At 61.2% G+C, this 25313-nt stretch carries 18 protein-coding genes; 11 read left to right on the top strand and 7 right to left on the bottom strand.

Annotation, left to right across the window (positions count from 1 at the left end):
• Positions 1–233 precede the first annotated feature (233 nt).
• From SFU85_05565 to SFU85_05540, 6 genes are all read right to left on the bottom strand, one after another.
• On the bottom strand, positions 234–4601 hold the full coding sequence (locus tag SFU85_05565) for a choice-of-anchor D domain-containing protein (GenBank protein ID MDX6766238.1): 4368 nt from the start codon (positions 4599–4601) through the stop codon (positions 234–236).
• A gap of 282 nt (positions 4602–4883) precedes the next feature.
• Entirely contained in the window at positions 4884–5699 is an 816-nt protein-coding gene (locus SFU85_05560) for a hypothetical protein (GenBank protein ID MDX6766237.1), read from the bottom strand.
• A 31-nt stretch (positions 5700–5730) separates the two neighbouring features.
• Complete coding sequence (locus tag SFU85_05555; GenBank protein MDX6766236.1) at positions 5731–8691, bottom strand: hypothetical protein; 2961 nt, start codon at positions 8689–8691, stop codon at positions 5731–5733.
• A complete protein-coding gene (locus SFU85_05550) occupies positions 8688–9560 on the bottom strand; it encodes a prepilin-type N-terminal cleavage/methylation domain-containing protein (GenBank protein ID MDX6766235.1) in 873 nt (290 codons plus the stop codon). Before SFU85_05550 ends, SFU85_05555 begins: the two co-directional genes overlap by 4 nt.
• 23 nt (positions 9561–9583) lie before the next feature.
• Positions 9584–10252 carry a type II secretion system protein gene (locus tag SFU85_05545; GenBank protein MDX6766234.1) on the bottom strand — a complete coding sequence of 223 codons (669 nt, stop codon included), beginning with the start codon at positions 10250–10252 and terminating at the stop codon, positions 9584–9586.
• Entirely contained in the window at positions 10249–10989 is a 741-nt protein-coding gene (locus tag SFU85_05540) for a type II secretion system protein (protein ID MDX6766233.1), read from the bottom strand. The genes SFU85_05545 and SFU85_05540 overlap by 4 nt, the downstream gene beginning before the upstream one ends.
• A gap of 193 nt (positions 10990–11182) precedes the next feature.
• Between SFU85_05540 and SFU85_05535 the strand changes: the two genes are divergently transcribed.
• Positions 11183–13591 (top strand): tetratricopeptide repeat protein, encoded by a 2409-nt coding sequence (locus SFU85_05535; GenBank protein ID MDX6766232.1) that lies wholly within the window; start codon positions 11183–11185, stop codon positions 13589–13591.
• Positions 13592–13937: 346 nt separating this feature from the next.
• On the opposite strand, the gene SFU85_05530 is transcribed toward SFU85_05535, so the two are convergent.
• Positions 13938–16163: a TonB-dependent receptor gene (locus SFU85_05530; protein MDX6766231.1), complete on the bottom strand. Its 2226-nt coding sequence runs from the start codon at positions 16161–16163 to the stop codon at positions 13938–13940.
• A gap of 106 nt (positions 16164–16269) precedes the next feature.
• Between SFU85_05530 and SFU85_05525 the strand changes: the two genes are divergently transcribed.
• The 10 genes from SFU85_05525 to SFU85_05480 all read left to right on the top strand — a co-directional run bounded on the left by SFU85_05525 (position 16270) and on the right by SFU85_05480 (position 24888).
• Positions 16270–16848, top strand: a complete 579-nt coding sequence (locus tag SFU85_05525; GenBank protein MDX6766230.1) for a MotA/TolQ/ExbB proton channel family protein — start codon at positions 16270–16272, stop codon at positions 16846–16848.
• A gap of 81 nt (positions 16849–16929) precedes the next feature.
• Positions 16930–17346: a biopolymer transporter ExbD gene (locus SFU85_05520; GenBank protein ID MDX6766229.1), complete on the top strand. Its 417-nt coding sequence runs from the start codon at positions 16930–16932 to the stop codon at positions 17344–17346.
• 5 nt (positions 17347–17351) lie between these two features.
• Positions 17352–18008, top strand: coding sequence for a TonB family protein (locus SFU85_05515; protein ID MDX6766228.1), 657 nt, complete (start codon positions 17352–17354; stop codon positions 18006–18008).
• Between the two features lie 70 nt (positions 18009–18078).
• Positions 18079–19056, top strand: a complete 978-nt coding sequence (locus tag SFU85_05510; GenBank protein ID MDX6766227.1) for an OmpA family protein — start codon at positions 18079–18081, stop codon at positions 19054–19056.
• A gap of 71 nt (positions 19057–19127) precedes the next feature.
• Entirely contained in the window at positions 19128–19517 is a 390-nt protein-coding gene (locus SFU85_05505; GenBank protein ID MDX6766226.1) for a four helix bundle protein, read from the top strand.
• A 4-nt stretch (positions 19518–19521) separates the two neighbouring features.
• Positions 19522–20829, top strand: coding sequence for an MFS transporter (locus SFU85_05500; protein MDX6766225.1), 1308 nt, complete (start codon positions 19522–19524; stop codon positions 20827–20829).
• A 48-nt stretch (positions 20830–20877) separates the two neighbouring features.
• Positions 20878–22365 carry a carboxypeptidase M32 gene (locus SFU85_05495; protein MDX6766224.1) on the top strand — a complete coding sequence of 496 codons (1488 nt, stop codon included), beginning with the start codon at positions 20878–20880 and terminating at the stop codon, positions 22363–22365.
• A 64-nt stretch (positions 22366–22429) separates the two neighbouring features.
• Positions 22430–23149 (top strand): haloacid dehalogenase-like hydrolase, encoded by a 720-nt coding sequence (locus SFU85_05490; GenBank protein ID MDX6766223.1) that lies wholly within the window; start codon positions 22430–22432, stop codon positions 23147–23149.
• Between the two features lie 83 nt (positions 23150–23232).
• On the top strand, positions 23233–24150 hold the full coding sequence (locus tag SFU85_05485) for a HAMP domain-containing sensor histidine kinase (GenBank protein ID MDX6766222.1): 918 nt from the start codon (positions 23233–23235) through the stop codon (positions 24148–24150).
• A 66-nt stretch (positions 24151–24216) separates the two neighbouring features.
• A complete protein-coding gene (locus tag SFU85_05480) occupies positions 24217–24888 on the top strand; it encodes an HAD-IB family phosphatase (protein MDX6766221.1) in 672 nt (223 codons plus the stop codon).
• Positions 24889–25313: the final 425 nt, after the last annotated feature.

Below are 25313 nucleotides of genomic sequence, written 5' to 3'. Positions count from 1 at the left end.
GGAAAGGCTGCTCACCTTCGGGTGACTGCAAATGGAACGCAAGCCACCTCTGTGTTCCCGCCACAGCGGGCCTTTGGCACTGTGTCCTTCCGCCTCAGGCGGATCGCCCTCCCGAAGAAGCCGTCGCCCAGTCCATGTGGTTTGGTTTGAACCCCCTTGATCGTGCGGCTTGTTTGTGAAAACAAAAAACCCGCAGGGAGAAATCCCTGCGGGTTTTTCTGGATAGCCTTCGCTTATTCGGCAACCACGTTCACGTCGAAGAAGCGCCGGGTGGCTGCGTTGAGCAGGACGCGGTAGCGGACCAATTCGACCAGGCCGTCACCATCCACATCGCTGTTGGCCACTTCCTTGACCACATTGACGCCGTCATGGACCAGGGTGGTGGGGGATCCTCCCGGGGTGGTGAACGACCGGACGTTGATGGTCACGCCGGCGGCCGATTTGAGGCGGCGATGGGTGATGGCAAACCACGGGCCGCCCGCGGTGACGGTGTCAACGGTGGCGGCCAACCGGGACCGGGCGCCGGTGGGTGATGCGGCCACGGGATCAATCCCGAGGGCGTAGGACTCGAGGTTGGTCAGGCCATCGTTGTTCGGATCACCACCTGCGGTGCTGTTGCCGCCGCCGAAGCTGTATCCATCCTTCCAGGTTTGGAAGGGGCTTTGCGCGTTGCCGGTGATGGTCCAGGTGGCGGGATTTTCATCCGAGTCGTTGTTGGGGAGGCTGAGCGTGACCGACCATGCCCCAGCGGCTGTGGGCGTGATGCTGACCGTGGTGGTGGTGCTGTTGCCAGCAGTGACGGTGGCTGCGGGCTGGAGGGTGACGGTGGCGTTGGCATTGGTGCTGCCCGTCACGGTGACGTTGCCGGAGAAGACGAGGTCGGCATCTCCGTCGTTGGTCAGGGTGGTGGTGACCTCACTGGCCACCCCGTAGCTGAGGGTGCCGACGTTGTCCGTGCCCCCATTGGTGATGGTGCCGTTGCGTGAGAGGGTGATCTCCGGGGTGCTGGAAGCGCTCGGGTTGGCCGTGATACTGAAGTCATCGATGCCCATGGCGTCGTCGGTGACGGAAGTAGAACCGGCGTTGACGTCGACCCATCGAATGAAGAAGGTGGCGTTACCGGGGATGTTCAGGCCGGTGATGGTATGGGTGACGTTTCCGGAGTGCTGGAGGGATCCACTCGTAGCCGCGGCACTGCCCCCATTGTTGTAATCTAAGGATGAGACGTCGCTCCAAGTGGCAGCGATGTCACCGATGTAAGTGGCATCGGTGCTGATTTGGAAGCTCAACTGGTCGCTGACAGAACTGTTCCCAGAGCCAAAACGCCAGGTTTCGCCGGTATAGGCAATGGCCAGAGAGGTGATGGGGGTGCCGGTATTGTTCTGGAACTTGGCCCCGATGGTCGGGATCAAGGACCCGGATTGTAGGCTGCCCAGGGCGCGATCACTGTCCCCATTGATGCCTAGGCTATAGGTGTCGCCGGTTCCGCTGGAGCCGTTGCCAACGGTGTAGAGGAGGTTGGCCGAGGAGCCGCTTTCCTCAAAATACCAACCAGACGGAAGAGTCGAGGACGTGGTGTTGGCCGTATTGGCAAGGGTGTTGAAGTTCTCGCTATAGGGCGTGTTGGTGGCGTTGAGGCTGACCGAAGCAACACTGCGCCCGTTACCGGTGATGGTCCAGCTGGTCGTGCTTTCATCGGGGTCGTCGTTGGGGAGACTGACGGTGACGGACCACGGACCGGCGGCAGTCGGGGTGACATCAATCGAGAGCGACGTGATGCCGATCTCCGCGTCCACGACCGATTCGGGCTGCGTGTTCACCGTAGCGGTGGCGTTGCTGGTCGATGTGATGGTGGCATTGCCCAAATTGAGGGCGAGGGTTCCCGTGTTGAATATGTCGTAGGGCACCGTGGCGGTGCTGCCGACATTCACGCTGCCAACGGGATCCGTGCCCCCATTGGGAATGGTATTAACCCCATCGGACAGGACAATTTCCGGGGCTGCGGCCAGGTTCCTCGGCGTGACGCGGAAGTCGTCGATACCGATGGCGTCATCTGCGTCGGCGGCATTGGTGTCCAGCCAGCGGAACCAGATCGAGGCCCCGTTGGCAAGGCTGAGGTTGGTGATGGTGGCTGTGACGTTCCCGGTCTGGATCGGAGCGCTGCTTCCGGACAAAGGCGCAGATCCCGCAGTGGAACTGTTGTTGGTGTAGTTTAATTCCGGAACGGTGGTCCAGGTGACATTACCATCGATCAGAGAGGTCGGGCTGCCGGTGGTGTATTGGAAGATGAAACCATCGCTGCGGGTATTGTTGCCCACGCGCCAGGTTTCCGCGCTGTAGGCGACTTCCAAGGCGTTGACGCTCACCCCGGTGTTGTTGGTCAGCTTGGTGCCGACGGTCGGGTTGAGGCTGCCGGATTGGAGACCGCCGAAGGCCCGCTCGGTCGATCCGTCGGCTCCGAGGCTGTAGGTGTTGGCCGTATTGCTCGAACCATTACCAGCGCCGTAGGTGTTGTTGGGACTGCCTGTTCCATTTTCCGAGAAGAACCAACCCGTGGGCGTTACGCTGGAGGTGCCATTGTTGGAAAGGGTGTCGAAGCTTTCCGTGTAGTTTCCATCGAGGGCGGTCAGGCTGACCACGTTGTCAGTCGTCGTCGCCGATGCGGTGCCGGACCAGTCCGAGGAACCGGTGACGTTGACGGCTTTGATCCGGTAGTAATAGGTGGTCAGGCCGGTCAGCCCGGTGACTTGGTAACTGGTGGTATTGGACGCGAGGTTGACTGAGACCACGGTCGAAGAGAAGTCGTTGTTGTCATCAAATTCGAGGGTGTAGGTGTAGGAGGCGTTCCCACCAGTTGGGGCGGACCAGTTGGCGGTGAAGGAGGTGGTCGAGACGCTGGTGGCAGCGGCGATGGTAGGGGCGTTCGGGAGGGTGGTGAAGGTCAGGACCCCACCATAGCCGGTGAGGGAGGCGTTGTTCGTGGCGTAGGCCTGTTGGTAGTAGAGCGTGTTGGCCACCAGCCCCGCAGATTGGGTGACGGAGAAGTTACCCAGCGTGGCCGGATTGGCCTGGACTTGGGTGCCGTTGCCGATCGTGGGTGTGGTGACGGTGTCACTGAAGACAAAGCCGCGGTCGGTCAGGGCGGCACCGCCGTCGGCGGAGATGGAGCCGTTCAAGGTGGCGTTTCCGGTGCCAACCGAGGAGACGGCTAGCGTGGTCACGGTGGGGGCCACGGCTCCGACGACGCCGGTTCCTATTAGGTTGATAGTGTAGGGATTTTCGTCCGCATCGTTATTGGTCAGGGTCAGAATCGCGGCGCGACTTCCGGAGGCGGGGGTGAAGTTGACGGTGACGTTTTGGCTGCTGCCTGAGCCGATGGTAGCGTTGTTGGAGCTGGCCAGGGTGAAGTCGGCATCTCCGGAGACGGCGATGTTGGAGAGAACGAGGTCGGCCGTTCCGGTGTTGCGGACGGTGAAGGTGGCGTTGACCGTCACGCCGACAGTGTTATTGCCAAGGGCGCGTGTGCCGCCGGAGGCGATGGCGGTGTTGACCGGGGATTCGACGACGATTTCCGGGGTGGAGGTGGGGGCGAAATCGACGCCACGGAAGGCGTAGTTGGTGGGGGCAGTGGCCAGGGTGGTGGCGGTGGACGACGCCCCGGTATCGGTGATTTTGATAAGGCGACTGGCGGTGTCCGTGGTGGTTGCGTAGATGATGGGATTGGCGCCGGAGTAGTCGACTGTTAAGCCGCGGACACCGACCGTGCTGCCCGTTCCAGTTCCTAGGGTGTAGGTTTTCGACCAAACGGAGCCGTTAAAAGTCCATTTTTGAATTCCTCCCCCGCTAGCTATGGTAGAGTCGTCGGCGACGTAGATCGTATTTCCATCGGCACTCACTGAAAAGCCGTAGGGGCTAGAAGTAGCACCCGTTTCAAAAACGGTAGCCGAAGTGACACCGGATCCAGTGGGGAGTCCGCTTCCGACCTTATAAATGCCGCGTGTTCCGGCCCCTGTGGAAAAATACAAATTTCCGTTAAAAATTTTCACAACACGGAGATTGGTAGCTGTGGTACTGGTATTGACGAAATTGGTGCCATCGTAGTACCAAACCCCGGAGCCGCCACCTGTAGCGTAAAACGTGTTGCTAGTCACCGGGACCGCACTGCGGATCGCTGCGCCTGAAAACGGAATCGTGCCTGAAGTGGGAAACACCACTCGGGATGCCACGCTGGCATTGCTGCCGAAGATCTGAACAACCTTCGTGTTGGTGTTGGGAATGGCTGTCGTTCCCTCAGTTTGATTGTAACCGGGGACGGCAAGGAGCGTTCCGTTGGTGTTTAGGTACCCGTTGGCGGTGGAAGTTCCGGCTTCAGTCTGTTGATTGCTCCCAGTAGAGGGAATGGTCACTGTCTGCTGGAGCGTGCCCGAGGGTGTGTACTCCAGAAGGGCAACCGGTGTGGCACTTGAAGTAAGCGCCGTTCCATTACCGACCCGGTTGACGATCAGGTTACCCGGGGTGAATGAAGTCTGGGCTTGGGCGGTTCCAAAACCGAAGCCGAGGGCCAGAAGTGCGAGTGGGAGTGAATGGAGCCAGTTTTTCATTATCGTATGTTGGTTAGGTCAAGGGTGCGTTTTTCTATAAAAGGAAGACGGGCAGAAATGAGAGCAGGAACCGTTCTCATAAGCCCCGGAAAATTTAAGAGTAGAAATCCTTTTCGCAACGACGGGCGGGTTACAATTGGTTGACATTCGCCACCGTGCAAAATGCAAGTGTGGGGGCGATAGTTGCCTGCCCGAAAAGGGAGGCGAATCCAATTGGGCACCACCCACCGTGCGCGAAGTCGTGTCTGGCAGGCCAGACAGATCAGACAAAAAAGGAATTATTTACTGGGAGGCCAGCGCCGCCTTGAGGCCATCTTCCGTGGCCGTTGCGCTGACGCGTCCGTAACGGTCTTTGTGGATGATGACCGTGTGCACGGGACAGAAACGCAAATCCAACTCGAAGTCATTCCGTCCGATGGTGTCGAATTCCGTCGGGAAGCTGACAAAGAAGGGACGTCGTTCCGCCGGTCCGGGCCAGGGCAGAAACCGGGTTCCCTGCCCCATTTTGTCCGCGAGGATTTTATCCGTCCCTCCCTGGGAATAGCCGAAGCCCACTTCGATCCCGGGGATCATCTGGCGGATGTGAATCCCGGCTTGTTCTGAGGGCGGTTCTTCCAGGACTTCGATTTGGGGCTTTCCTGTGCCTTGGACTAGAAGGGTGATGCACTGGTCTTTCTCGATTTTCACCGTATCAATCACCGCCAGCTTTTTCATTGCCTTCCAATCCGGGGGCTTGCCCGCGCTATCGGGGGAGGAAAGATCCGGGCGCACTGCGGGATGGAGCGTGATCTCATACGTTCCAGCCGGTAGTCGCCGGTAGCGCTTGGTCTCGCCCGCCGCCATTTCGAAGGTCAGCGGCGTGGGGGGTTGCTCGGCATCCGCGCCTTTGACCCTGGCACAAACCGCCACTGGTGCGGCATCCCAGGCGGAGAAATTCCACAGGCGCACATAACCAAAGCCGTCCCGTGTCTTGGATTCTTCTTCTTTGACCGCGGCACGACCGCTTTCAAATTCCTTGTCCCGCATGTCGTTTTCCGCCTGGTCTTCCGTGTAGGCACCCAAAAACCCTCCGAAAACGAGACTGAACAAAACAATCACCGCTTGAGGTTTGAGTGGTTGCTGTAGTTGTTTAAGGACTTTCATAAGTGACTTCCGTTTCATATCCCGTGGCTTTGTCGAGCGGGTTGCTGCCGATGACGGGCTTTACTTCCACGCCGGTGCGGATGCGGTGACGGGCGGTGCGGGTGATGACGCCGGTGGCGCTTTCGCGCACCGCATCCGCCAAAACATAGACACTGAAGGACGCGCTGCGGGTGGTGATCAATTCGATCATCCGCCGGAACACCTCTTCGCGGGCCCGGTCATTGAGTTGCGCAATGTTCTTACCGGCAAATTTGGGCTGGGAGGCGCTTGAAGGGTTGAAATAAGAAATAAGCCCGAGTTCGCCCCGCTCCATCATCAGCCCGTTGCTGGTCAGGTAGGATTTGATGGAGTCGATGATGAGATCGATCTCGGAGTTAGTCAAAGACTGCCCGTTGGTGCCGGGGTCACTGTTCGGACTGGCATTGAATTTCAAATTGCGCAAAGCGGCCCGGAGGGCGAGTCCGTTATCGCGGAGCACCCCATTGATGTTGATTTTTCCGGCCACGGTGGCGTCCGACAAAGACTTGGTGGTATCGGCATCGGCGGAAAAGAGATCGCAAAGGCGCCAGGCCCCGTTGTTCCAGGCAGTGGAATATCGGGCGGAACCTCCGACGTCATCATACTGCCCGACGCGGAGCGTGCGGCCACCACCCCGCGAGTAGTCAACACCCAGAGTTGAAGCGACTCGCATGGGATCAAATATGTTTCCAAGTTCACCAATAGATTGCATTGGTGCGTCGCGAACGACCGCAATAGAAGAATTCGGTGTGTCATCAAATAGTATGTTATAATCTGGCCAAGGAATGGTAGCCCGACCCAAAGGGTCATTTCCACCAGGCGGCTTTGTCCATCCGATTGCAGCGAGGCCGAAACTATGGTCTGCAGGAACAAGATCCCTTTCAACTCCCCCATAAAATCGAGTCTGTGTGCCACTGGAGCTATCCAAAGAGCTTGAACCTCCGCGCATCGCGAGATGCTCGCTAAGCGTGCGTGCGTCCCCAGATCTGTCAGCCGCGCTATTTCCCTGCATAGAAGAGCTAAAAAAAATCGATGTATTCGAATTGGGATAAATGCCCGAGTGGGCCCACACTTGCGTACTCGCGGATATGGTCAGATAGGCAAAGGCATCCAAGTAACCCGTAGGCACACCGAAGACCATTTCGCTCTGGTAATCGGTGTATGGCGAATTGCGCCCGTCCAAGCGCACCACACCCCTGACGTTGGCCCCATTGATTATGGCGGACTGATCGGAACGGCCGGAGAAACGGTAAGCGGAAGCGGGAGGAGTTTTGATGATAGTCTTGCCCACCGAACTGATCATACCCGGCGGCGGGGAGGGATCAGTGGTCACCACGGTTACTTTTCCCGCGGGGAAAACTTCGCCGCCCAAGTCCAATTCGATGTCCGCAGGTCGGATCGACGCGAAAGTGCCCGCAATCCAGGTAGGCTGGTTGTAGATCCGCAGGAACGTGCCTGTCGGTGCGGTCCAGTCCTTGGTGCTGCAGTTGAAGAATTCGAAGTAATGGCTAAATTCGAGCGTGTATTGGATGGTGCTGGCACTGACCCGGCTCCAAGCTGTTTCTTTGCCGCGCCACATGTGCTCCTGCAGGTAAGGAATGGCCTCCTTGCCCAGGGCTTGCGGTTCCGTTCCCGATTTCCAACTCAAGGTCGGTTTGGTTCCGTAGGAGACAACCCCTCCCGCATTGACGAATGTCGGCTGGCTATCGGTGTCAATATAGTCCCGGATGTTGGCGGCCAGTTTGCGCAGGTAGATCGCGCGACGCGCCGAGGTGACAACACCTGAGTAGAAGCGTGTGCCAAAATTAGGTAAGGGCGCGTTGCTGGATGTTTGGTTGCCCGTAGTGGCGAAGATAGCGCTGTCCGTCGGCGCCACACCGGCAAAGCTGTGGGCACCTGTGATGGCAAAAATGATGTCATCGAGATCCGCAGTGATTTTACGAGCGGCCAGTGCGTCCCCCGGCCCAACATTGGTGACCACGGCGTTCAGATTGGTGCGACGCGTTCCGAAGCTGCTAAGTTCGTTGGAAAGCGAACGCATGGTGCCATAGAATTTCATGGTTTCGTAGAGGTTTGATCCCAGGACGGTGGAAGCGCGATTGATCAGTGAGAGGTCCGGAACGCCCGCCCCGGCACCCCGGAAGAAATTATAAATTTCTTGGTTGCTATTGGCGGCGGAGTTCCCCGTAGCCAACGGACTTCCGTTGCTCAACGGCAACGCCCCGAAGTCGATGTCCTGTGGCAGGCGGGAATTCGCACTGCGCTCGAACTCGCCGACCGAGCCATCCTTGTTGCCGACGATTCCAAGGTCAATCCGGCTGCTTTCATCCTCGATCCAGTAGGCATACCGGGCGATGTAGGGGTTGTAGCCAGCCTGTGCCGGGTCGGGTTGGTGGGTCAGATTGGGATCCTGGAGGATGTAAACCCACGGGGCATGGTGAGTGCGGTAGGAAAGGGTGCCGTTGCTGACGGGAGAGCCGATCCAGCCACCGGGCTCGGCCGGGCTGCTTTTGTTGATGTCCACCAGAGTAGAGGAAGGAGGAGCCGGCGGAGCCGTGCTGTTGGTTGAAGTCGAGAGCAGGTAAACCTTTTCAAATGTGGGGTTGGTGGGGATGTTGTAGCTGGAATGGGAACGAACGATGGGCACGAAACGGCCACCGGACAGTTCTTCATAGCCCACGGCAAAATTGGCCCGCGCTGCCACGGCCTCGCGCAGCCTTTGAATGGCTTGTTGGGTTCCAGCCCGCGCCACCATCTCCGCCCGGGTTTTATTCAAATAGGAACGCGCGGTCAAACGGTCGATCCGCATGGATTGTAAAAAGGCCACCACCATGACGGTGAGAACCGTCAGAACCAAGAGAACGCTGATGATGGCAGCACCGTGGTTCCGTTCCCTGTTCACCATGCGTTGGAAAACTACGATTTTCATCTTGCTAGAGATACCCGGGTGCGGAAGGTCTGAATATTCTGCGATCCAAGGGGCGACCACGTATCCGGATTGCTTTCACGGTGCCACGCATCCTGATCGGACAGCTTCGCTGCGGTGTCATAATTGAAGGCATTGAGACTGATTTCCATGAGGTCTGGCAGGTCGTTCCGTCCGCCGCGTGCGCGCCCCGAGACGGGTTCCGTGTAGCTGTAATCATTCCAGTCTGTGCCGGTGCCCGGACCGTCAATGGCCAACTGCCCGGCACTGTCACGGGTGTAAACGAGGGGACGGATTTCCAGCCCGATGACATTGCGGGCGATGACTTCGTCATTGGTGGTAGCGGAAACAAAGAGGGAACTGCCGGAAGTCAGGAAGGGCAGGAGGCCGCGGCCGGCACTACTCCAAGCATCGTCACTGCTTTTGAAGTAGCGGTAAAGCTTGTAGGAACGCCGACCACCCGATCCCAAGTCGGGGCGGTAGGAGAGGTAGTAGCCCACGGCGCAGAGATTGCTTTTGTTTTTACCCACCTCTTGATATTCGGGCGACTGGCTCGAAAAAAAGAAAATCACGTCCCCATAGGATGCGGGAGGGGAATTGCCGGTGTCCGTGACCAAATTGACTGCTTCACCCGACCGGGGATCTCCGTACAGATACCAAGGCACTTTAGTGCTGACAAAGATTTGCTGAATGTCGCGTTGTATAAAAAACAGGGCCGCGCGCACTTCACGAAAGGCATCGATTTTTTTTTCGCTGTTTTGCCACGCTTTGGTGGCTTGGTCGAAAAATCCAAACAACATGACCATGAGCAAGCTGAGCACGGTGACGGCAACCAGCATTTCCACCAGGGAGAATCCCCGCTGGATCGACATCCTTGTTCTGCTTTGAATGGGTATCATTGGCGTCGTCCAAGGAGGGTGAAAAAGGTGTAGGTTCGCCGATCCGATTCCTTGACCGAACCAGGCACGGACAAGTCGACCAGGACACAGACCATGCCCGGGAAGGCTGCGGGATTGTACTCGGTGCGGACTCGGGCCAGATAACCGGCCCCGGCCTGGCCGTTTGAGTAATCAGTTGCGCTGACCGGGGTGCCTTTTGGTTGCAAATCCAGATCGTCATTCAGACTGTAGGCCAGATAAGCATCGGGAGCTTTTTGTGATGCGGTGCCATTCAAACTGCAACTGAACGTGATGCGCGTGTATTTTTGTGGATCGTCCACGTCATCCAGATTGGGGGAGTTGAATACTTCACCTGACCAATCGAGGGTCTGGCTGCCGTTCCCGGAACTGATCTGCCAGTGCTGGCTTGTGCGAAGGTCGGACTCAATCCTGCGGGCCAATAATCCGATCTGTGTCTCCGCCTTGCTGTCCCGTGCGGTATCCAAGGCCACGGGAAACAAGCCCAGTATGCCCACCAAGGCAAAGGACATGATGGCCATCGAAACGGCGATTTCGATCAGTGTGAAGGCGGCGCGACTGCTTTGTTTCCCGTTTTGGAAAACGACGCGACGCCCTGTTCCGGCGAACTGAAAACCGGGAACTGAAAACGGAAAACTTGTAGTCATTGTGTCGTCGTCACATCCACTTGGGCGCGGCCGGTGAACCGGGAAAAGGTGATGCATTCAAACAAGCCGCTCGAGGAGCGCTGGAAAGCCGCTTGCCGGACGAAGTTGTCCTGATTGTTGAGAAAATAGCCCTCGTAAAGAAACACCCGCAGCCTCGCAGTGGTGTGCAATGATTGGATGGCCCCGCTGGGATTGAAGGCCAGAACGGGGAGTTGCGCACCCGAGGACAGGCGAGGAACGGATGTGTCGGTCAAAGCCAGATAATAGTCCGCCAGCAGGGACTGGTTCTCGCTCTTGAAGCTGATGGTTTTGGGAAGCGTTTCCCATTTCGTCAAAGGCACATACTCGCCCGTGCCGGCCGGGTCGTCATCCGTCTTCTCCCGAAACACGATGAACGCCCGGTAGCGCATGGCTTCCTCGGGAAAGTTCTTGTCGGCAAATCCGACGTAGGTGTTGACGCTGCCCTCCAGGGCATAGGCCCGGGCCTGTTCGAAGGTGTTCAGCAAAACGTTGACCGCCCCCTTACGGCCCGCCGATCCCGCCAGTCCGGTGATCGAGGGGATGGTGAGGGCCAGCAGGATGGCGATGATCCCGACCACCACCAACAACTCGATCAGAGTGAAGGCAGATGACGGACGGCGGATGGCAGATGGCGGAAAGGACGTCCGGCAAGGGCACCGAGGGCCGGACGTTATGCCTGAACTTCCGCTATTCGCTATTCCACGTTCGCTCTTCATAAGCGGTTGAACCGTGTATGCACAAAGTCAATTTTGCGATGCATTAAAGCCCGAATGTTGCATTTGTGTGACATTCTTGCGGAGCTATGGGGGGAGCGTAATTCAATCGAACAGGGCGGGCAAGGCCATTAGGTTGATTGATGCATGGCTTTTCATATGACCCGGGCCGGGTGTCTATGGTAGTCTGACCCCCATGCGCGGCACCCAGAAGCGATCGGCAGCTTCGGCCTTGGTTCTCGTCGGGGTCCTTTCACCGCCCGTTTCCATCTGCCTTTGCCCCCCTTCCACCTACGCCCAGGCAGCCCGCCCAGCCCCAGAGCCCACCCCCCAGATTCTGAACCTGGAGGATCTCCAGCCCGCCGCCGACCAGTTGATCGGGCAGGGGCTTTCCTTCGAGAAGTCCAAGGACCCGGGCCGCGCCCTCCTCCTCTACGAAGACGTCCTGCGCTATCACGGCCAGGGTGATCGTGCCGAGGAGGCCCTGTTCCGAATCGCCTCCTGTTACCGCCAACTGGGCCGCTTCGAGGAGGCCCGAAACACCCTGGCCCTGCGCCAGAAGCAATACCCCGCCTCCGGCTCCCCCTGGCGACCGCCTTCCCGCCTGCTTGAAGGCGAAATGCTGGCCGCCGAGGCCCGTTGGAAGGAAGCGCTGCCCGCCCTGCAGGACGGAGCGACGGCCTCGGAGCGCGAACTCCAACTCCGCGCGCATTATCTGGCCGTCCTGGCCGCCGACAATCTCAAGGACCTGGCCCTCGCCCGTCCCAACATCGAGGCCCTGGTGCGGGAGAAGAAAGAACACCCCTACGCCGATTACGCACGCTTGAAGCAGGGGACGCTCGCGGCCAGCGAAGGGAAAAGCTCCATCGCCAGCCAGGCCTTCAAGGAGGTCCTGGCCCGGACCGGCGACCCGGCCCTCCGGGCCGAGGCCGGCGTCCGTGCGGGCAATCTGGCCTACGCCTCGGGCGCCTGGCGCGAGGCCGCGGCCAACTTTGAAGTCGTCCGCAAAACCAACGCCCCCGACTTCTGGAGACAACTGGCGCACCTGGGCCTGCTCCAGTCGGCCTTCGCCGCCGGCGACCATGCCCGCCTGCTGGAAATCTACCGCGAAGTGCGACCGGCCTTTCCCGAGGCTTCCCGCGCGCAGGTCCTGTTCCTGGTGGCGGAGTCCACCCGTCTCACCAAACAGGATCAGGCCGCGTTGGAGGCATACGACTTCTTCCTCAAGGAATTTCCCAACGATCCAATGGCGGAATCGGCGGTCTGGGCCCGCATCCTCATCCTGCGCGGGCAAAACAACCCCGACCTGGTCCCGGAAACCGCGCGCTTTCTCGGCGGCTTCCCCAATTCCACCCGGCGGCCCACCGTCCAGCTTTTGCGGGCCGAGGCCTTTTTCGACCGTGGCGACTTCAAAACCTGCACCCCGATGTTGGCCGACCTGGCCGGGCAAACGGAGGCCTTTGCCGCCCTGCAATCCGTCGTTCGCGAGGGTGTTCTCTTCCGGTGGGGGCGTGCCGCACTCGGACTGGGCGACTGGCCCCAGGCCCGCAAGGCCTTCGACCGGCTTCTGGCTGATTTTCCCAAGACCTCCCTGCGCAGCAGTGCGCTCTGGATGCAGGGACAGGCCGCCCTGCGTGACAAGGACCCCGAGGCCGCCTTCACATCCTGGACGGCCCGAGTGCAGGATTTCCCCAAGGATGCAGACCGCGAAAACACGCTCTGGCAGACGGCCCTGCTGGCCGGAAGCCTGGGCAAGCTCGCCCCCATGCGTTCCCTGCTCCAGGCCCATTTGAAGGAATTCCCCAACAGCGCCAACACCCCGGAGGCCCATTACCTGCTGGCCGGGGCCATCCAGCAACTGGGTGATGACCAGGCTTCGCGGCCGAATTGGGAGGCGGCACGCAAACTGGATGCGGCGCGTTACTTCGGGCCGGCCACCCAACAGTTGATCCGGCTGGCCTTGCTGCGGGCCGACCTGCCCGGCCTGCGCACGGAAGTGGAGGCCTACGATGCCTGGCGACAGAAAAACCCCAAGGCACCGGCGGTGGCTTTGTCGGTTTACGAATGGTTGGGCCAGGAACTGGCCAAGGGCGATGACCCGGGTTCGGGGGCTGTTTATTACCGCATCGTCCTGGCCGCCAGCAAGGATCCGGCCCAGCGCAAGCGTTCGCAACTCGGACTGGCCCTGCTCATGTCCAAAATCCAGAACCATGGTGCCGCCATCAAGGAATGGAACCAGTTCCGGCTCGACTTCCCCGAGGAAGCCAACCGCAGCACCGTCCTCGAACCCCTGGCCCAGGCCCTGATCGGGGCGGCCCGCTTCGATGACGCCCAGACCCTGGCCGAACAAATCCTGCGCCAGAATCCCGAGGGCGAATTCAACGCCCGCGGTCGCCTGCTCCTGGGCGACATCGCCATGGGCCGGCGGAACTACGTGGACGCGGCGAAATACTACGCCACGCTGGCCCTGCTGATGGATGACCCGCTTCTGACGCCACGCGCCCTCTGGCGGGCGGAGAAAGCCCAGCGTCTGGCCGGCATGACCACCGAGGCCGATGCCAAGTTGCTCGAATTGCGGAAGCGCTTCCCGGATTATCGCGAGTGAGGACCGCTTTTAGCCGTGAGTATGCAGTTGGCTAACCACAGAGGGCACAGAGGACACGGAGAAAGAAAGGGGTTGGGCGGCTATTTCTTTTGTTCACTATTCGGTGATGCTGAATCCAACTGTCATGCCGTAGGCCGTGGTTGTTAGAGAATTTTGCATTTAATCTGCCACTGTTCTCGCACTCGTTCTCATTCTCGTGCTCTCTGAATTGGAGAGAACGAGCACGAGATCGAGTAAGAGCAACGAGATCTGAACGAGCCACGGGGATGGGAATCCCCGTCTACAATAAAGCAGCCTTCTCTTCGTGCTCTTCGCGCCTTTGTGGTGAAAAAGGCCTTTCCCTTCCTCAGTATTGCAGCTTCAAGCCGACGTAGAAATTGCGCCCATAGGCCGGGTCGATCCCGTCGCCACGGATGCGCGCGTAGTAGTCCTCGTCCAGCAGATTTTTGACGCCTCCAAGGAGTGAGACGTGGTCCCGGTAGACATTCACTTCCGCGGTCAGATCCCAGACCATGTAGGCGGGAATGTGCCGGTTGGCGGTTTCCGAATCGTTGGCAAAGTGTTCACCGACCCAGGTTCCGAGGAAGGCCACCTTGGCCCGGTCCTGCCACCGATAGATGACCCCGCCGCGCAAGGAAGCGTCCGGGGCGTATTGCGGGTCTTTCCCGTCGGAAACCCCCCCGTGGATTTCCGAACTCATGAGCGTGCTGTTGGCATAGAGGCTGATTTTGCCGGCCCGCGCACCCAGATCATCCTGTTGCCATTGGTCGTAGAGCCCGATCAGATCGATTTCCACCGCGGCATCCCAACCGTAATTGATCGCCCGGCCCACACTGGTGATCGTGTTCACGCCACCCACGGTGACCGTGCCGTATTTGTTGTCGAGGTCGATCAGGAAAAGGCTGGTGTCCCACTGCGCCCAGGACACCGGTGTGCCCCGCCAACCGACCTCGTAGGTCCAGCTGTTCCCCGACTCGATGTCGCCCGCCACCACGGTGGTCGGATCGGGACTCAGGGCCTCGGTGAAGATCACCGGACGGTAGCTTTGGGAAACGTTGGCGTAAACTTCTGTGTCTCTACCGGTGTCATAGGCCAGGCCCAGGGCCAGCAGGGGAACGGTCTCGTCCTGGTGTTCCTCGCGGGAGGACACGGGGGCCACAACCTGCCGGGAGAGCACGCGCTGGTGCAATTGCTCGACCCGGATGCCGGGTGTCAGGGACAGCGAACCGAAGACAAAACGGTTTTCCACAAAGACGGCGCCACTGGCCGTCCCCCGGTGGGCATCGCGGCGGAGGAAGCCTTCGGTGGCATCCGGACTGCCGCCCCGGCGGTCGGTGCGGGGTGAATGGGAAAAGTAGGTGGTGAAGCCCCCGGAGAATGTGTGATTCCCGCCCCAGGCCTGCCAGTCGTGGGCCACCCTTCCATCCAAGCCCCAGGTGAAGAATTCCTGCAGTTCGATGTCGTTGGTCAGCGCCGCGGCACCGGTGGGGACCGTGCCGAATCCTCCGCCACGTTGGCGGCGGCTGCCGCGTTCGTAATAGCCGCCCCAGGTCCGCACTTCCAGGCGGGTTTCTTCGCTGAAATCTTTCTCGAAGGCCAGGGATGGCACATAGCGGCGCAGGTGGAAGCGGTCGAACTCACGGCTGGCCTGGTTACGGTCGGCATTGTAGTTCACCGTTCCCGGGCCGGTCGCCAGGGTCAGCCCTCCGGGTTCGCCGTGTGCTTCCTCGTAGGCGTCCATGTTGAATATCCATCGGGTGTCGGTTTGCCCGTCGATGACGAACTTCACCGCCGCTCCATCCAGGACATAGTCGCTGTTGGCCGAGCGGAACCCCTCACTTTCCCGGTGGTTGTAGTAGGCCAGGTAACCCACCCGTCCCACGGTGCCGTCGACCGAATTGTACGTGGAGTACAATCCGTCGGAGCCGAAGATCTGGCTGCTACGGGCGGAAAACGGCCGGTCGGTGCGCGGCATGGCGGTGACGTAATTCAAGGCTCCCCCCGGCTGCGGGCCATACATCAGTCCGCCGCCGCCACGCACGAATTCCAAACGGTCAACCACATCCAGGGGCGGTGTGTAATACGCTTCCGGATAGCCGTAGGGGTCGGCATGGATGGGCACGCCGTCTTTCAGAACCTGCATGAACTGGGTCCGGTGGGGGTCGCCGATGCCCCGGTAGCCGATACTCACCAGGGGGGTGCTTTCCTCGCTGTAGAGCAGGCCGGGGGTCGACGACAAGGCCTGGCGGTAATCGTTGGCCACCACTTGGGGCAGGGCATCCAGATCCAAGACCGACGCTTTCTTGCCAGAGTAGATCTTGGTCCCCTGCACCGGAGGCAGAAAACGATCCTGCACCCGGGCGTCGTATTCCGATTCTGCCTGAACGATGATTTCCTCCTGCATCTGCGCCCCCTCCAACAAAACAGGCTCGCGGAGGGCTGCCTGGCCCGAATTTCCTTCGGCGGCGGTCACCTCGGCGGAAATCCGTCCCACATCGAGGGAGAAAACAGTGATCAGAAAAACGGCGAAAGTGCCCTTGACGCATATCAAGAAATGGGGAAGGATCTTCATACGTTTGCGAGATTGCGTCTCAAGAACGATAAATCAAGTACTATTTGAGATAGAATCTCATTTAAACATCATGACTATGGAATTGTTTTTAAAAGGCGGGCCGATCATGTGGCCCATTCTGCTGCTCTCTCTGGTCACCGGGGCGGTGGTCCTGGAACGGCTGGCTTTTCTTCTTTTGGAGCACAGCCGGCGCCAACCCGGGACGGTGGAGGCCCTCCTCGGTTTGGTCGAAAAAGGCCGCCTCGACGAGGCTGCGACCCAGGCCCAAACCACCTCCGACCCCTTGGCGAGGGTGCTGGCCTACGGCTTGGAACACCGTGATGTCTCTTTATCCAATGCCCTCCTCCAAGCGGCCGGCCGCGAGCTCGACCGGTACAATCGTGGTCTGGTCGTCCTCGACACGGCGGTCACCCTCGGCCCCCTCTTGGGCCTATTGGGCACGGTCATCGGCATGATCCGGGCCTTTGGCATCGTCGGCGGCGCCGATCTGGCCGGGAAAACGTCCGCCATCACGGGCGGCATCGCCGAATCCCTGATCGCGGTGACCTTCGGCCTGGGTGTGGCCATCGTGGCCATCATCCCCCTCAATATCCTCACCGCACGCATGGAAACCATCCGCCGCCGGCTGGAGGATGCCACCAACCATCTGGAATTGCTCGTGGTCAAAGCGCGCAGCGGTGGCTAGGCCCGGGCCTTTTTGTTTTTCTTGTTTCTTGTTTCTTCTTCATAGGCTCCGAAATCAACCCCCAAAAACTCCGCCATCCCGATGCCCGCCATTCCATCCCCCCGCCACGGCCGTCGGCCCCGCCTGGAAATCATTCCTTTCATCGACATCATGTTTTTCCTCCTGGCCACCTTCATGATGGTATCGCTCAGCATGGTGAAAGGGGAAGGCATCGAATTGCTCCTGCCGAAGGCCCGCTCGGCGGCCGCCCTGCCGGACCAACCGGTGACGGTGACCGTTTCGGTCGATGCCCGTGGGGTCCTTCACTGGAACCGGGAGCCCGTCGACCGCACCGTCCTGAGTGCGCGCTTGGCCGGACTCAAGGAGACCGCCCCCGATTCCACCCTCATCGTCGAGGCGGACTACGGGTGTGAGTTCGGTCGGGTGGTCGAGGTCTTCGATGAAGCACGCCGTCTTGGCCTGGTCAAATTGATCATCCGGACGGAGAAAGCAGACTGAGGGCGATGTCGATGCGGGAATGCCTGCAGGGGCTTCAAGCCCGGCCCTGGTGCGCGGCAGCTGGTTCGATCCTGCTCCATCTGGCTCTTTTTTTTGGTGCATCGCCCCTGCTGATCCAAGCTCCGGTGCTGTCCCTGAACCCGGGCAGCGGCGGCGCCGCCGGTCCGGCCCGGCCGGTTCCCTTGAGCGCGGAAGTTTGGTTGGAATCCCCCGCCCCGCCCGACACCGTTTCCCGTTCGGTGGTTCCCGAAGAAGAAAACACCGTCATCGTGCCGGATCCGGAACCGCCCCCTGTGGCCACACCCAGACCAGAAAAGCGCCCGGCCCAGTCCACCCCAGCCACGGGGGAAGAGGCCACCCGCGGCGCGGGAGGGGTCCGCACCGTCCCCCGTCCGCAGTTCCACCTCAACACGCCCCCACCCTATCCCGAACAAGCCCGGCGCCAGCGGCAGGAAGGCGTGGTCCTGCTGCGCCTTTCCATCACCGCGGACGGAAGCGTCCAAGAGGTCAGCGTCCAGCGCAGCTCCGGCCATCCCCTGCTCGACCGGGCGGCGATGAAGGCCGCCCAACGTTACCGCTTCCAACCGGCCACACTGGGCGGGCTTCCCGTTCCTTCCACCACCCTCCAACCCATCCGTTTCGACCTGCGACAAGCGAACTGACCGCACCCGCATTCATTCAGGCAAGGAAAGCGGCCTTGTTGCCGGGGCTGTTTGCGGCTTAACTGGTCCTATGTCCGCCGCCACGGCCCGCGCCCCCCAATCGCGCAACCCCGCGCTGTCGTGGTTGCTCCTGGCCCTTCTGGCCTCGCTTGTTTTTCATCTCGGCATCGTCCTCTGGTCGCGCGGCCTCCTGCTGGACTTCGGCCCTCCCTTGGTCGACCCGATTGAGCCGGCCCGCTTCAACCTCGAACGCGCCACCATCGACCCCCGCCGACTCGAGCCGGAGATCCCCCAGCCGACCGCACTCACCACCCAGCGCCCGTCCGGCCCGGCCAGCCTCGCCCCGGGCGAGATCGAGGCCTTCAGCGGCCCCCTGCAGGCCCCCCGCATCCCGCTACCCTCGCTCACCGGAGAACCGTCCATGCCCCTGAGCGCGGGCCTCGCCGTCACGCCCGTCGACGCCCTCACCGCCCTGCCCGCCGCCCCCGAGGGGAAAATCCCCAGTGTCTCGCAGGCCCTGGTCGAGGACGCCACCACGGCCGCGCTGGCGGAAACAACCAAAGTCTTGTCCACTTCCGGCTTGTCAGGCGGCCCCGATGCCGCCAATTCCGGCGCCCGGCTGCCCTCCGCGGCCGATATCTCCGAACTGGTCAACCTCCGTCCCCCGGGGGCGGTCGCCCGCCCGGGCATCCAGCCCATCCTGATCCGTCTCTCCAACGACGTGTTGTTCTCCTTCGACTCCGCCGTGCTCCTGCCCTCGGCCTCCGGGACCGTGCAGCGGTTGGCCGACGCCCTGCGCGGGGCGGTCAAAATGAAAATCACCGTCGAGGGACACACCGACTCGATCGGGGACGAGGCCTACAATTTGAAGTTGAGCGAACAGCGGGCCCGTTCCGTGGCCGACGCCCTCATCGCCCGGGGGGTTCCCGCCGCCGGGCTGGCCACGAAGGGGTTTGGCAAATCCCGGCCCATCGTCCCGCAGAGCGGCGATGCCGAGAAGGAAAAGCTCAACCGCCGCGTGGAAATCCGCATTGAAGCGGAACGTTAGCCCGCCGGGCGGTGGGCGGTGGGCAGTGGGCAGAAGACAGTAGACAGTGGTCAGTAGACGGCGGGCGGTTTATGAAAAAACCCATTCAATCATTCCGAGACCTTGAGGTATATAAACAGGCGTTTGCTTTCCAGCAGGACGTTTTTCGAATTTCAAATAAATGGCCGAAAGAGGAAACGTATTCGTTGACCGGCCAAATCCGTCGTTCCTCCCGTGCCATTGGAGCGAACATTGCCGAAGCCTGGGCAAAGCGAAGATACGAAGCCCATTTCATAAGCAAGCTGACCGATGCCGACGGTGAACTCCAAGAAAGTTTGCATTGGCTACTCTCAGCTGAAGCCTGTGAGTATGTTCCCACATTGGAGTGTCGCAAGCTGGTGATCGTGCTGGAAGGAATTGGACGCCAGCTGGGCGCCATGATGGCCCAGTCGGCACTTTTTTGCCATACCATCAAGGCCTGACACAGTGCCACCGTTCACCGACTTCCGTCCACCGTCCACTGATCGGAACATCACGCTCTTCGTGATGTTCCGCCTTCTCTTCAGCGCGCGCTTCTACTACCCCGTCCTGGCCATTCTCTTCCTCGACTACGGCCTGACCCTCGAACAGTTCGCCATCCTGAACACCCTTTGGGCGGCGGCCATTGTTGCTTTTGAAGTGCCCTCCGGCGCCCTGGCCGACCGGTGGGGCCGCAAGCGCATGGTCTGCCTGGCCAGTTGGCTGATGGTTCTGGAGATGGGTGTGTTGGTCTTTGTCCCGCTCGGCAATCCCTGGATCGTCTTCGCCGCCTTCGCCCTCAACCGCATCCTCAGCGGGGCGGCCGAGGCCTGCGCCAGTGGGGCCGACGAGGCGCTGGCCTACGATTCCCTCAAAGCGGAGGGGCGCGAGGCCGAATGGCCGGCGGTTCTGAGAAACCTGATGCGCTGGCAGTCCGTGGCTTTTGTCTTCGCCATGTTGTTGGGGGCGGCCGTTTACGATCCGGATCTTGGCAACCGTGCGGCCGGATGGTTCGGACTGGATCCGGGTTGGACCAAGGCCCACACCCTGCGCCTGCCTGTGGCATTGACCCTGGGATCAGCCCTTGTGGCCTGCCTGGTCACGGCACGCATGATCGAGCCGCCCGGAGCCCCGGCCCAGGCCCCTTCGGTGCGCGCGGTCTGGTTGCAGATCCTCGCCGCCGGACGCTGGATTCTCGGCCAGCCCCTCATCGTCGCCGTCCTGCTCGCCGGCCTGCTGCACGACAGCTTCATCCGTTTGATCCTGACCCTGGAGAGCGAATACCTCCGGGTCACCGGCTGGCCGGTGGCCTGGCTCGGGATCATCGCCGCGGCCTCCGGCGCCCTCGGTCTGGCGGTTTCTCCGCTGGCCTCCCTGATGGACCGCCGTCCGGGCCTGGTCTGGAAGTTTGCCCTCACCACCTTCCTCACCACGATGGGTTTGGCCGGGATGGTGTGGTTGACCAACCGCTGGAGCTTGGGGTTTGTCCTGCTGCTCCAAACCACCTTCGGTCTGGTGGCCTATTTCCTATCCCAGGCCATCAACGCCCGGGTGGACTCGGCCCAACGCGCCACGGTCCTGAGCTTCAAGGGCCTCAGTTTCAACCTCGGCTACGGCCTGATTGGTCTGGCTTATGGCGCGGCCCACCAGTCCCAGGGCGCCCAGGCGGATTTCGTGGATTCCCTGCGCTGGCTGCCCTGGGCCTTTGCCGCGCTGATGGCCGTTCTGGCGCTGGCGTGTTGGGCCCAACAAAAAAAGCGGGACCGTCCTGTTTGATCCCGGTATTTCCATTGTCACTCCGGCAATCCACTTCAAACTTCTTCCATGTCCCCCGCCTACGCATCCCTCCTCAAGCGCACTCGTGAACTGGCCCTGCTCGGCTCCACCTCTTCCCTCCTCCACTGGGACCAGGAAACCTACATGCCGGAAAAAGCCAATGCCTGGCGTGCCGAACAATTGGCCCACTTCGCCGGTCTTTCCCACCGCCTCTGGACCGCCGATGAAGTGGGCGGATGGATCGCCGATTGCGAAGCGTCCGGCCTGTCCGCCGGTTCCGATGCCGCGGTCAATGTGCGCGAGTGGCGCCGTTCCTACGACCGCGCCACCCAATTGCCCTCCGCCCTGGTCGAAGAATGCTCCAAGACCGAGGCCCTGGCCCACCAGGCTTGGGTCGGAGCCCGCGCCCGGAATGACTTCCCCGCCTTCCAGCCCCTTCTGACCCAACTCGTCGAACTGGCCCGTCGCAAGGCCGACCTCTGGGGCTATACCGAGTCCCGCTACGACGCCCTGCTGGACGCCTACGAACCCGGAACCACGGCCTCGACCATTGAATCCCTTTTCGAAGGCCTGGCCCCGAGGCTGAGCCGGCTCGTCGCGGAGGGCGCCGCCGCCCAGGATGCGCGCCCGGCTCCCCCACTTCCCGCCGGAACCTATCCGGTGGAAGCCCAACAGGCCCTCAACCGGGAAGTGGCCGCCGCGCTCGGTTTCGACTTTGAGGCCGGCCGGATCGACACCACCGCCCACCCCTTCTGCACCGAGCTGGGGCCGAACGACTGCCGCCTCACCACCCGCTATGATACCGATGATTTCACCTCGTCCCTCTACGGCATCATGCACGAGACCGGCCACGGCCTTTACGACCAGGGCCTGCCCGGGGAACATTACGGCACCCCCTGCGGGACGGCGGTCTCGCTCGGCATCCACGAATCCCAGTCCCGCCTGTGGGAAAACCACATCGGCCGCAGCCGGGCGTTCTGGGAGCACTGGTTCGCGCGCGCTGTCCACCACTTCCCCCAGTTGAAGGCCTCTTCCCCCGAAGCGCTCTGGCGACACGTCAACCGCATCGAGCGGTCGTTCATCCGCGTCGAGGCCGACGAGGTCACCTACGACCTCCACATCATCCTGCGTTTCCGCATCGAAAGGCGATTGATCGAGGGGGATCTGGAGGCAGCGGACGTGCCCGCGTTCTGGAACGAATCCTTCCATCAGCTCTTTGGATTGACGGTGCCCGACGACCGCCGGGGCTGCCTGCAGGACATCCACTGGAGCATGGGCGGCTTCGGCTACTTTCCCACCTACACGCTCGGCAATCTCAATGCCGCCCTGCTCATGAACGCCGCCACGCGCGACCTTCCCCGGTTGCCGGCGGAACTGGCCGCCGGCCAGTATGGCAGCCTGCTCGGTTGGTTGCGGGAAAAGATCCACCAGCCGGGCATGCACTTGCGTCCGTTGGAACTGATGCGCGCCGCCACCGGACAGGAAGTCACCCCCGAAGCCCATCTGGCCCATCTGGCGGCCAAAGTCAGTGCTTGAACATTTCCCGCGTGACACCCCGCTCCTGCGACTGGCAGCCTCCAAGTCCCATCGTTCTCCGCAGATGACACCTCCCAACTCCAGCCCCAACACTGCCACGGCCACCAAGCTCCTGCTCTGGGACATCGACGGCACCCTCATCTGGTCGGGCCGGGCCGGGGAAGACGCCCTCCTGGCCGCCATGAAGGAACTGCACGGCATCGAGACCAGCCTCCAGGACGTCGATTACAAGGGCCGCACCGACCGCCGCATCGGCATGATGTTGATGGAAAAGCACCACATTTCCCTCACGGATGAGTCCCTCCACGATTTTGTCGAATGCTACCTCAAGCACCTGGCCCGTCTCTTGCCGGAAAAAACCGGCTGGGTCTACCGGGGCGTCCTCGACATCCTGGAGGAAGCCCACCGCCGCCCCGACCTGGTCAACGCCCTCCTCACCGGCAACATGCGACGCGGTGCCGAACTCAAGCTCGCCCACTACAACGTCTGGCATTACTTCGAATTCGGGGCCTTTGCCGACGACTCCCACGACCGCAACCAACTCGGGCCGGTCGCCCTGCAACGCGCCCTGGAAGAACAGAAGCTCGACATCACGCCCGGGCGCGTCTTTGTCATCGGCGACACCCCGCACGATGTGGCCTGCGGCAAGGTCATTGGCGCCAAAACGATTGCCGTCGCCACGGGTGGATTCACCGCCGATGAACTCCGGGATTGTGGGCCTTCCGCGGTCTTCGAGGACTTCTCCCATCCGGAGGCGTTTTTCCATTTGATCGACCGTTTGTGAGGGTTGGTTGAATCCATTAAGTTGCAATAAATCCCTGCCTCTTTCTGCTTTCCTAGCGTTTGTTTTCGCTATAAGATCCAAAGGTGTTCTCGCTGGCGCGCATCACTTGGTGGCATTCGGCCCGGCGGGGTTTGATCTACGGCCTGATTTTTTTCATCATCACAGCGGGCTACATCATCCTGGGTGACCGCTTGGTGGAAACGCTGGCCCGCTCCCAGGAAGAGGCGGCGTTTTACCAAACGGTCAAGGGACTGGGATTCATGGCGGTCGCGTCGCTCTGTGTCGGGTTGGTCGAGGGGATCGGCCACTACCGGAGGACACGACACCAGCAGTTGCTGCTTTCGACCGACCGGCGATCCCTGGCCGGCGTGATGGCTTCCTCCGTGGCCCACGACATCAACAACATGCTCACCTCCGCCCTGTTGGAGGCGGAGATGCTCGAGGGCGGCATGGCCCGCCCGGAGGCGGCGGGAAACATCAAGAAAAGCCTGCAGGAGATCGCCCGACTCGTCCGCGGTCTGCGGGATTTTGGCAAGGACCAGCTCGCGGTGCAGTTGGTGCAGCAGGACCTGGCCGAGGTGGTGCAGGAAGCGGTCACGATCACCCGCAAACACCCCGCACTCAAAAAGGCCCGCATCGAAACCGATCTGACTTCCGGGTTGACCGGACCCTGTGAGAAAACCCTGCTGCAACAATTGGTGGTCAATCTCCTGCTCAATGCCGCGGAGACCGGGGATGACGTCGCCATCCGCGTCCGCCTTTCCAGGGAGAACGGCCACGCCCTCCTGATGGTGGAAGACAACGGTCCCGGCATCCCCGAGAAGGTCGCGGCCCGGGTCTTCGAACCATTCTACACCACCAAGTCCAACGGCACCGGACTCGGCCTGACCTCGGTCCGGGCCGCCGTCGTCCTCCACCACGGCCGGATCAGCCAGAAAAAGTCGGAACTCGGCGGAGCCGGGTTCCGTATCCAATTGCCTCTGGCCACGCCCACCGTCTGACGTTCCGGCCGGCCCGGGGCGTGGCTTTTGCATTTCCCCCCGGGAAACGCGCACGTAGATTGCCCCATGCCCGTCACCGATCCCATCCACACCCCGGTCAAGGTGGTTGTCTTTGACTGCGACAGCACCCTTTCTTCCATCGAGGGAATAGACGAATTGGCCCGCGACGCCGGACCGGAGATTTTCCGCGAGGTGGAATCCATGACCCGCCTCGCCATGGAAGGCGCCATCCCGCTGGAGGATGTCTTCCGTCGCCGCCTCGAACTGATCCGCCCGGGGGCCGCTGCCTGTGCCGCGATCGCGCAAAAGTATCTCCAGACCATCGAGCCCGATGCCGGGCGCGTCCTGGCCGAGCTGCGCGGCGCGGGCTGGACCCCGGCCATCCTCAGCGGGGGCCTGGCCCCGGCCGTTCAACCCCTGGCCGCACACTTGGGCATCACCGAAGTGCATGCCGTCCCCCTTTACTTCGATGAGGCAGGAAACTATCTGGGCTTCGACGCCGAATTCCCCGCCGCCCGCAGTGGCGGCAAGCCGCTGGTCATCCAGCAACTCCGGGCCAGGCTCGGAGCCGGCAAGGTGGTGATGGTCGGGGACGGGGCCAGCGATCTCGAGACCAAACCGGTGGTGGACCTCTTCGTTGGGTTCGGTCGCTACGCCGACCGTCCGGCCGTGCGGGCCGGCGCCGGGGCGTTCCTCATGGAGTTGGCCGGACTCCCCCAACTCCTCGCCCGCTTGTAGAGCACTTTGCCTTTAATTGGCACTGGCCTCCATTCGTTTCTCTTACGCCCACTCGCGCACGTTCTCTCCATTCCCCCGAGAGAACGACAAAATCACCGGGAGGGCGAGGCTCCCGGCTCCCCCGTAAGCGTTCGGGGCCGAGCCGGAACCATTCAGTTCACCACGAAGGACGTCCCGTGACCGCGTTGGTCACGCCGAACGGGACCTCACGCGGCGAAGAACGCGAAGCAGAAACCCATGATTGGGAATACATGATGAAGTAATCCTACGGCATGACATTTGGATTAGAGCAATTCCGGATTAGATAGGCACAATAGACTGTACAATCCCTGTCCGATGCCGTACCAAACTGGGGATGAACCCATTGAGTGCAGATTTAAGGAAGCGGATCATTGCAGCGCGTAAAAAAGGCCACCGTATCGTCG

It is taken from the genome of Candidatus Methylacidiphilales bacterium, assembly GCA_033875315.1.
In the GTDB taxonomy this organism is placed as follows: domain Bacteria; phylum Verrucomicrobiota; class Verrucomicrobiia; order Methylacidiphilales; family CAZTYG01; genus JANRJG01.
This window is presented reverse-complemented; position numbering and strand designations above follow the sequence as displayed.

Bases quoted from the DNA above. Each gene is read 5' to 3' on its own strand.
- SFU85_05525 (MDX6766230.1), top strand. From the start codon at position 16,270: ATGTGGCCCATTCTGCTGCTCTCTCTGGTCACCGGGGCGGTGGTCCTG.
- SFU85_05515 (MDX6766228.1), top strand. From the start codon at position 17,352: ATGTCGATGCGGGAATGCCTGCAGGGGCTTCAAGCCCGGCCCTGGTGC.
- SFU85_05530 (MDX6766231.1), bottom strand. From the start codon at position 16,163: ATGAAGATCCTTCCCCATTTCTTGATATGCGTCAAGGGCACTTTCGCC.
- SFU85_05490 (MDX6766223.1), top strand. From the start codon at position 22,430: ATGACACCTCCCAACTCCAGCCCCAACACTGCCACGGCCACCAAGCTC.
- SFU85_05480 (MDX6766221.1), top strand. From the start codon at position 24,217: ATGCCCGTCACCGATCCCATCCACACCCCGGTCAAGGTGGTTGTCTTT.
- SFU85_05510 (MDX6766227.1), top strand. From the start codon at position 18,079: ATGTCCGCCGCCACGGCCCGCGCCCCCCAATCGCGCAACCCCGCGCTG.
- SFU85_05505 (MDX6766226.1), top strand. From the start codon at position 19,128: ATGAAAAAACCCATTCAATCATTCCGAGACCTTGAGGTATATAAACAG.
- SFU85_05535 (MDX6766232.1), top strand. From the start codon at position 11,183: ATGCGCGGCACCCAGAAGCGATCGGCAGCTTCGGCCTTGGTTCTCGTC.
- SFU85_05520 (MDX6766229.1), top strand. From the start codon at position 16,930: ATGCCCGCCATTCCATCCCCCCGCCACGGCCGTCGGCCCCGCCTGGAA.
- SFU85_05565 (MDX6766238.1), bottom strand. From the start codon at position 4,601: ATGAAAAACTGGCTCCATTCACTCCCACTCGCACTTCTGGCCCTCGGC.
- SFU85_05540 (MDX6766233.1), bottom strand. From the start codon at position 10,989: ATGAAGAGCGAACGTGGAATAGCGAATAGCGGAAGTTCAGGCATAACG.
- SFU85_05495 (MDX6766224.1), top strand. From the start codon at position 20,878: ATGTCCCCCGCCTACGCATCCCTCCTCAAGCGCACTCGTGAACTGGCC.
- SFU85_05550 (MDX6766235.1), bottom strand. From the start codon at position 9,560: ATGTCGATCCAGCGGGGATTCTCCCTGGTGGAAATGCTGGTTGCCGTC.
- SFU85_05555 (MDX6766236.1), bottom strand. From the start codon at position 8,691: ATGAAAATCGTAGTTTTCCAACGCATGGTGAACAGGGAACGGAACCAC.
- SFU85_05545 (MDX6766234.1), bottom strand. From the start codon at position 10,252: ATGACTACAAGTTTTCCGTTTTCAGTTCCCGGTTTTCAGTTCGCCGGA.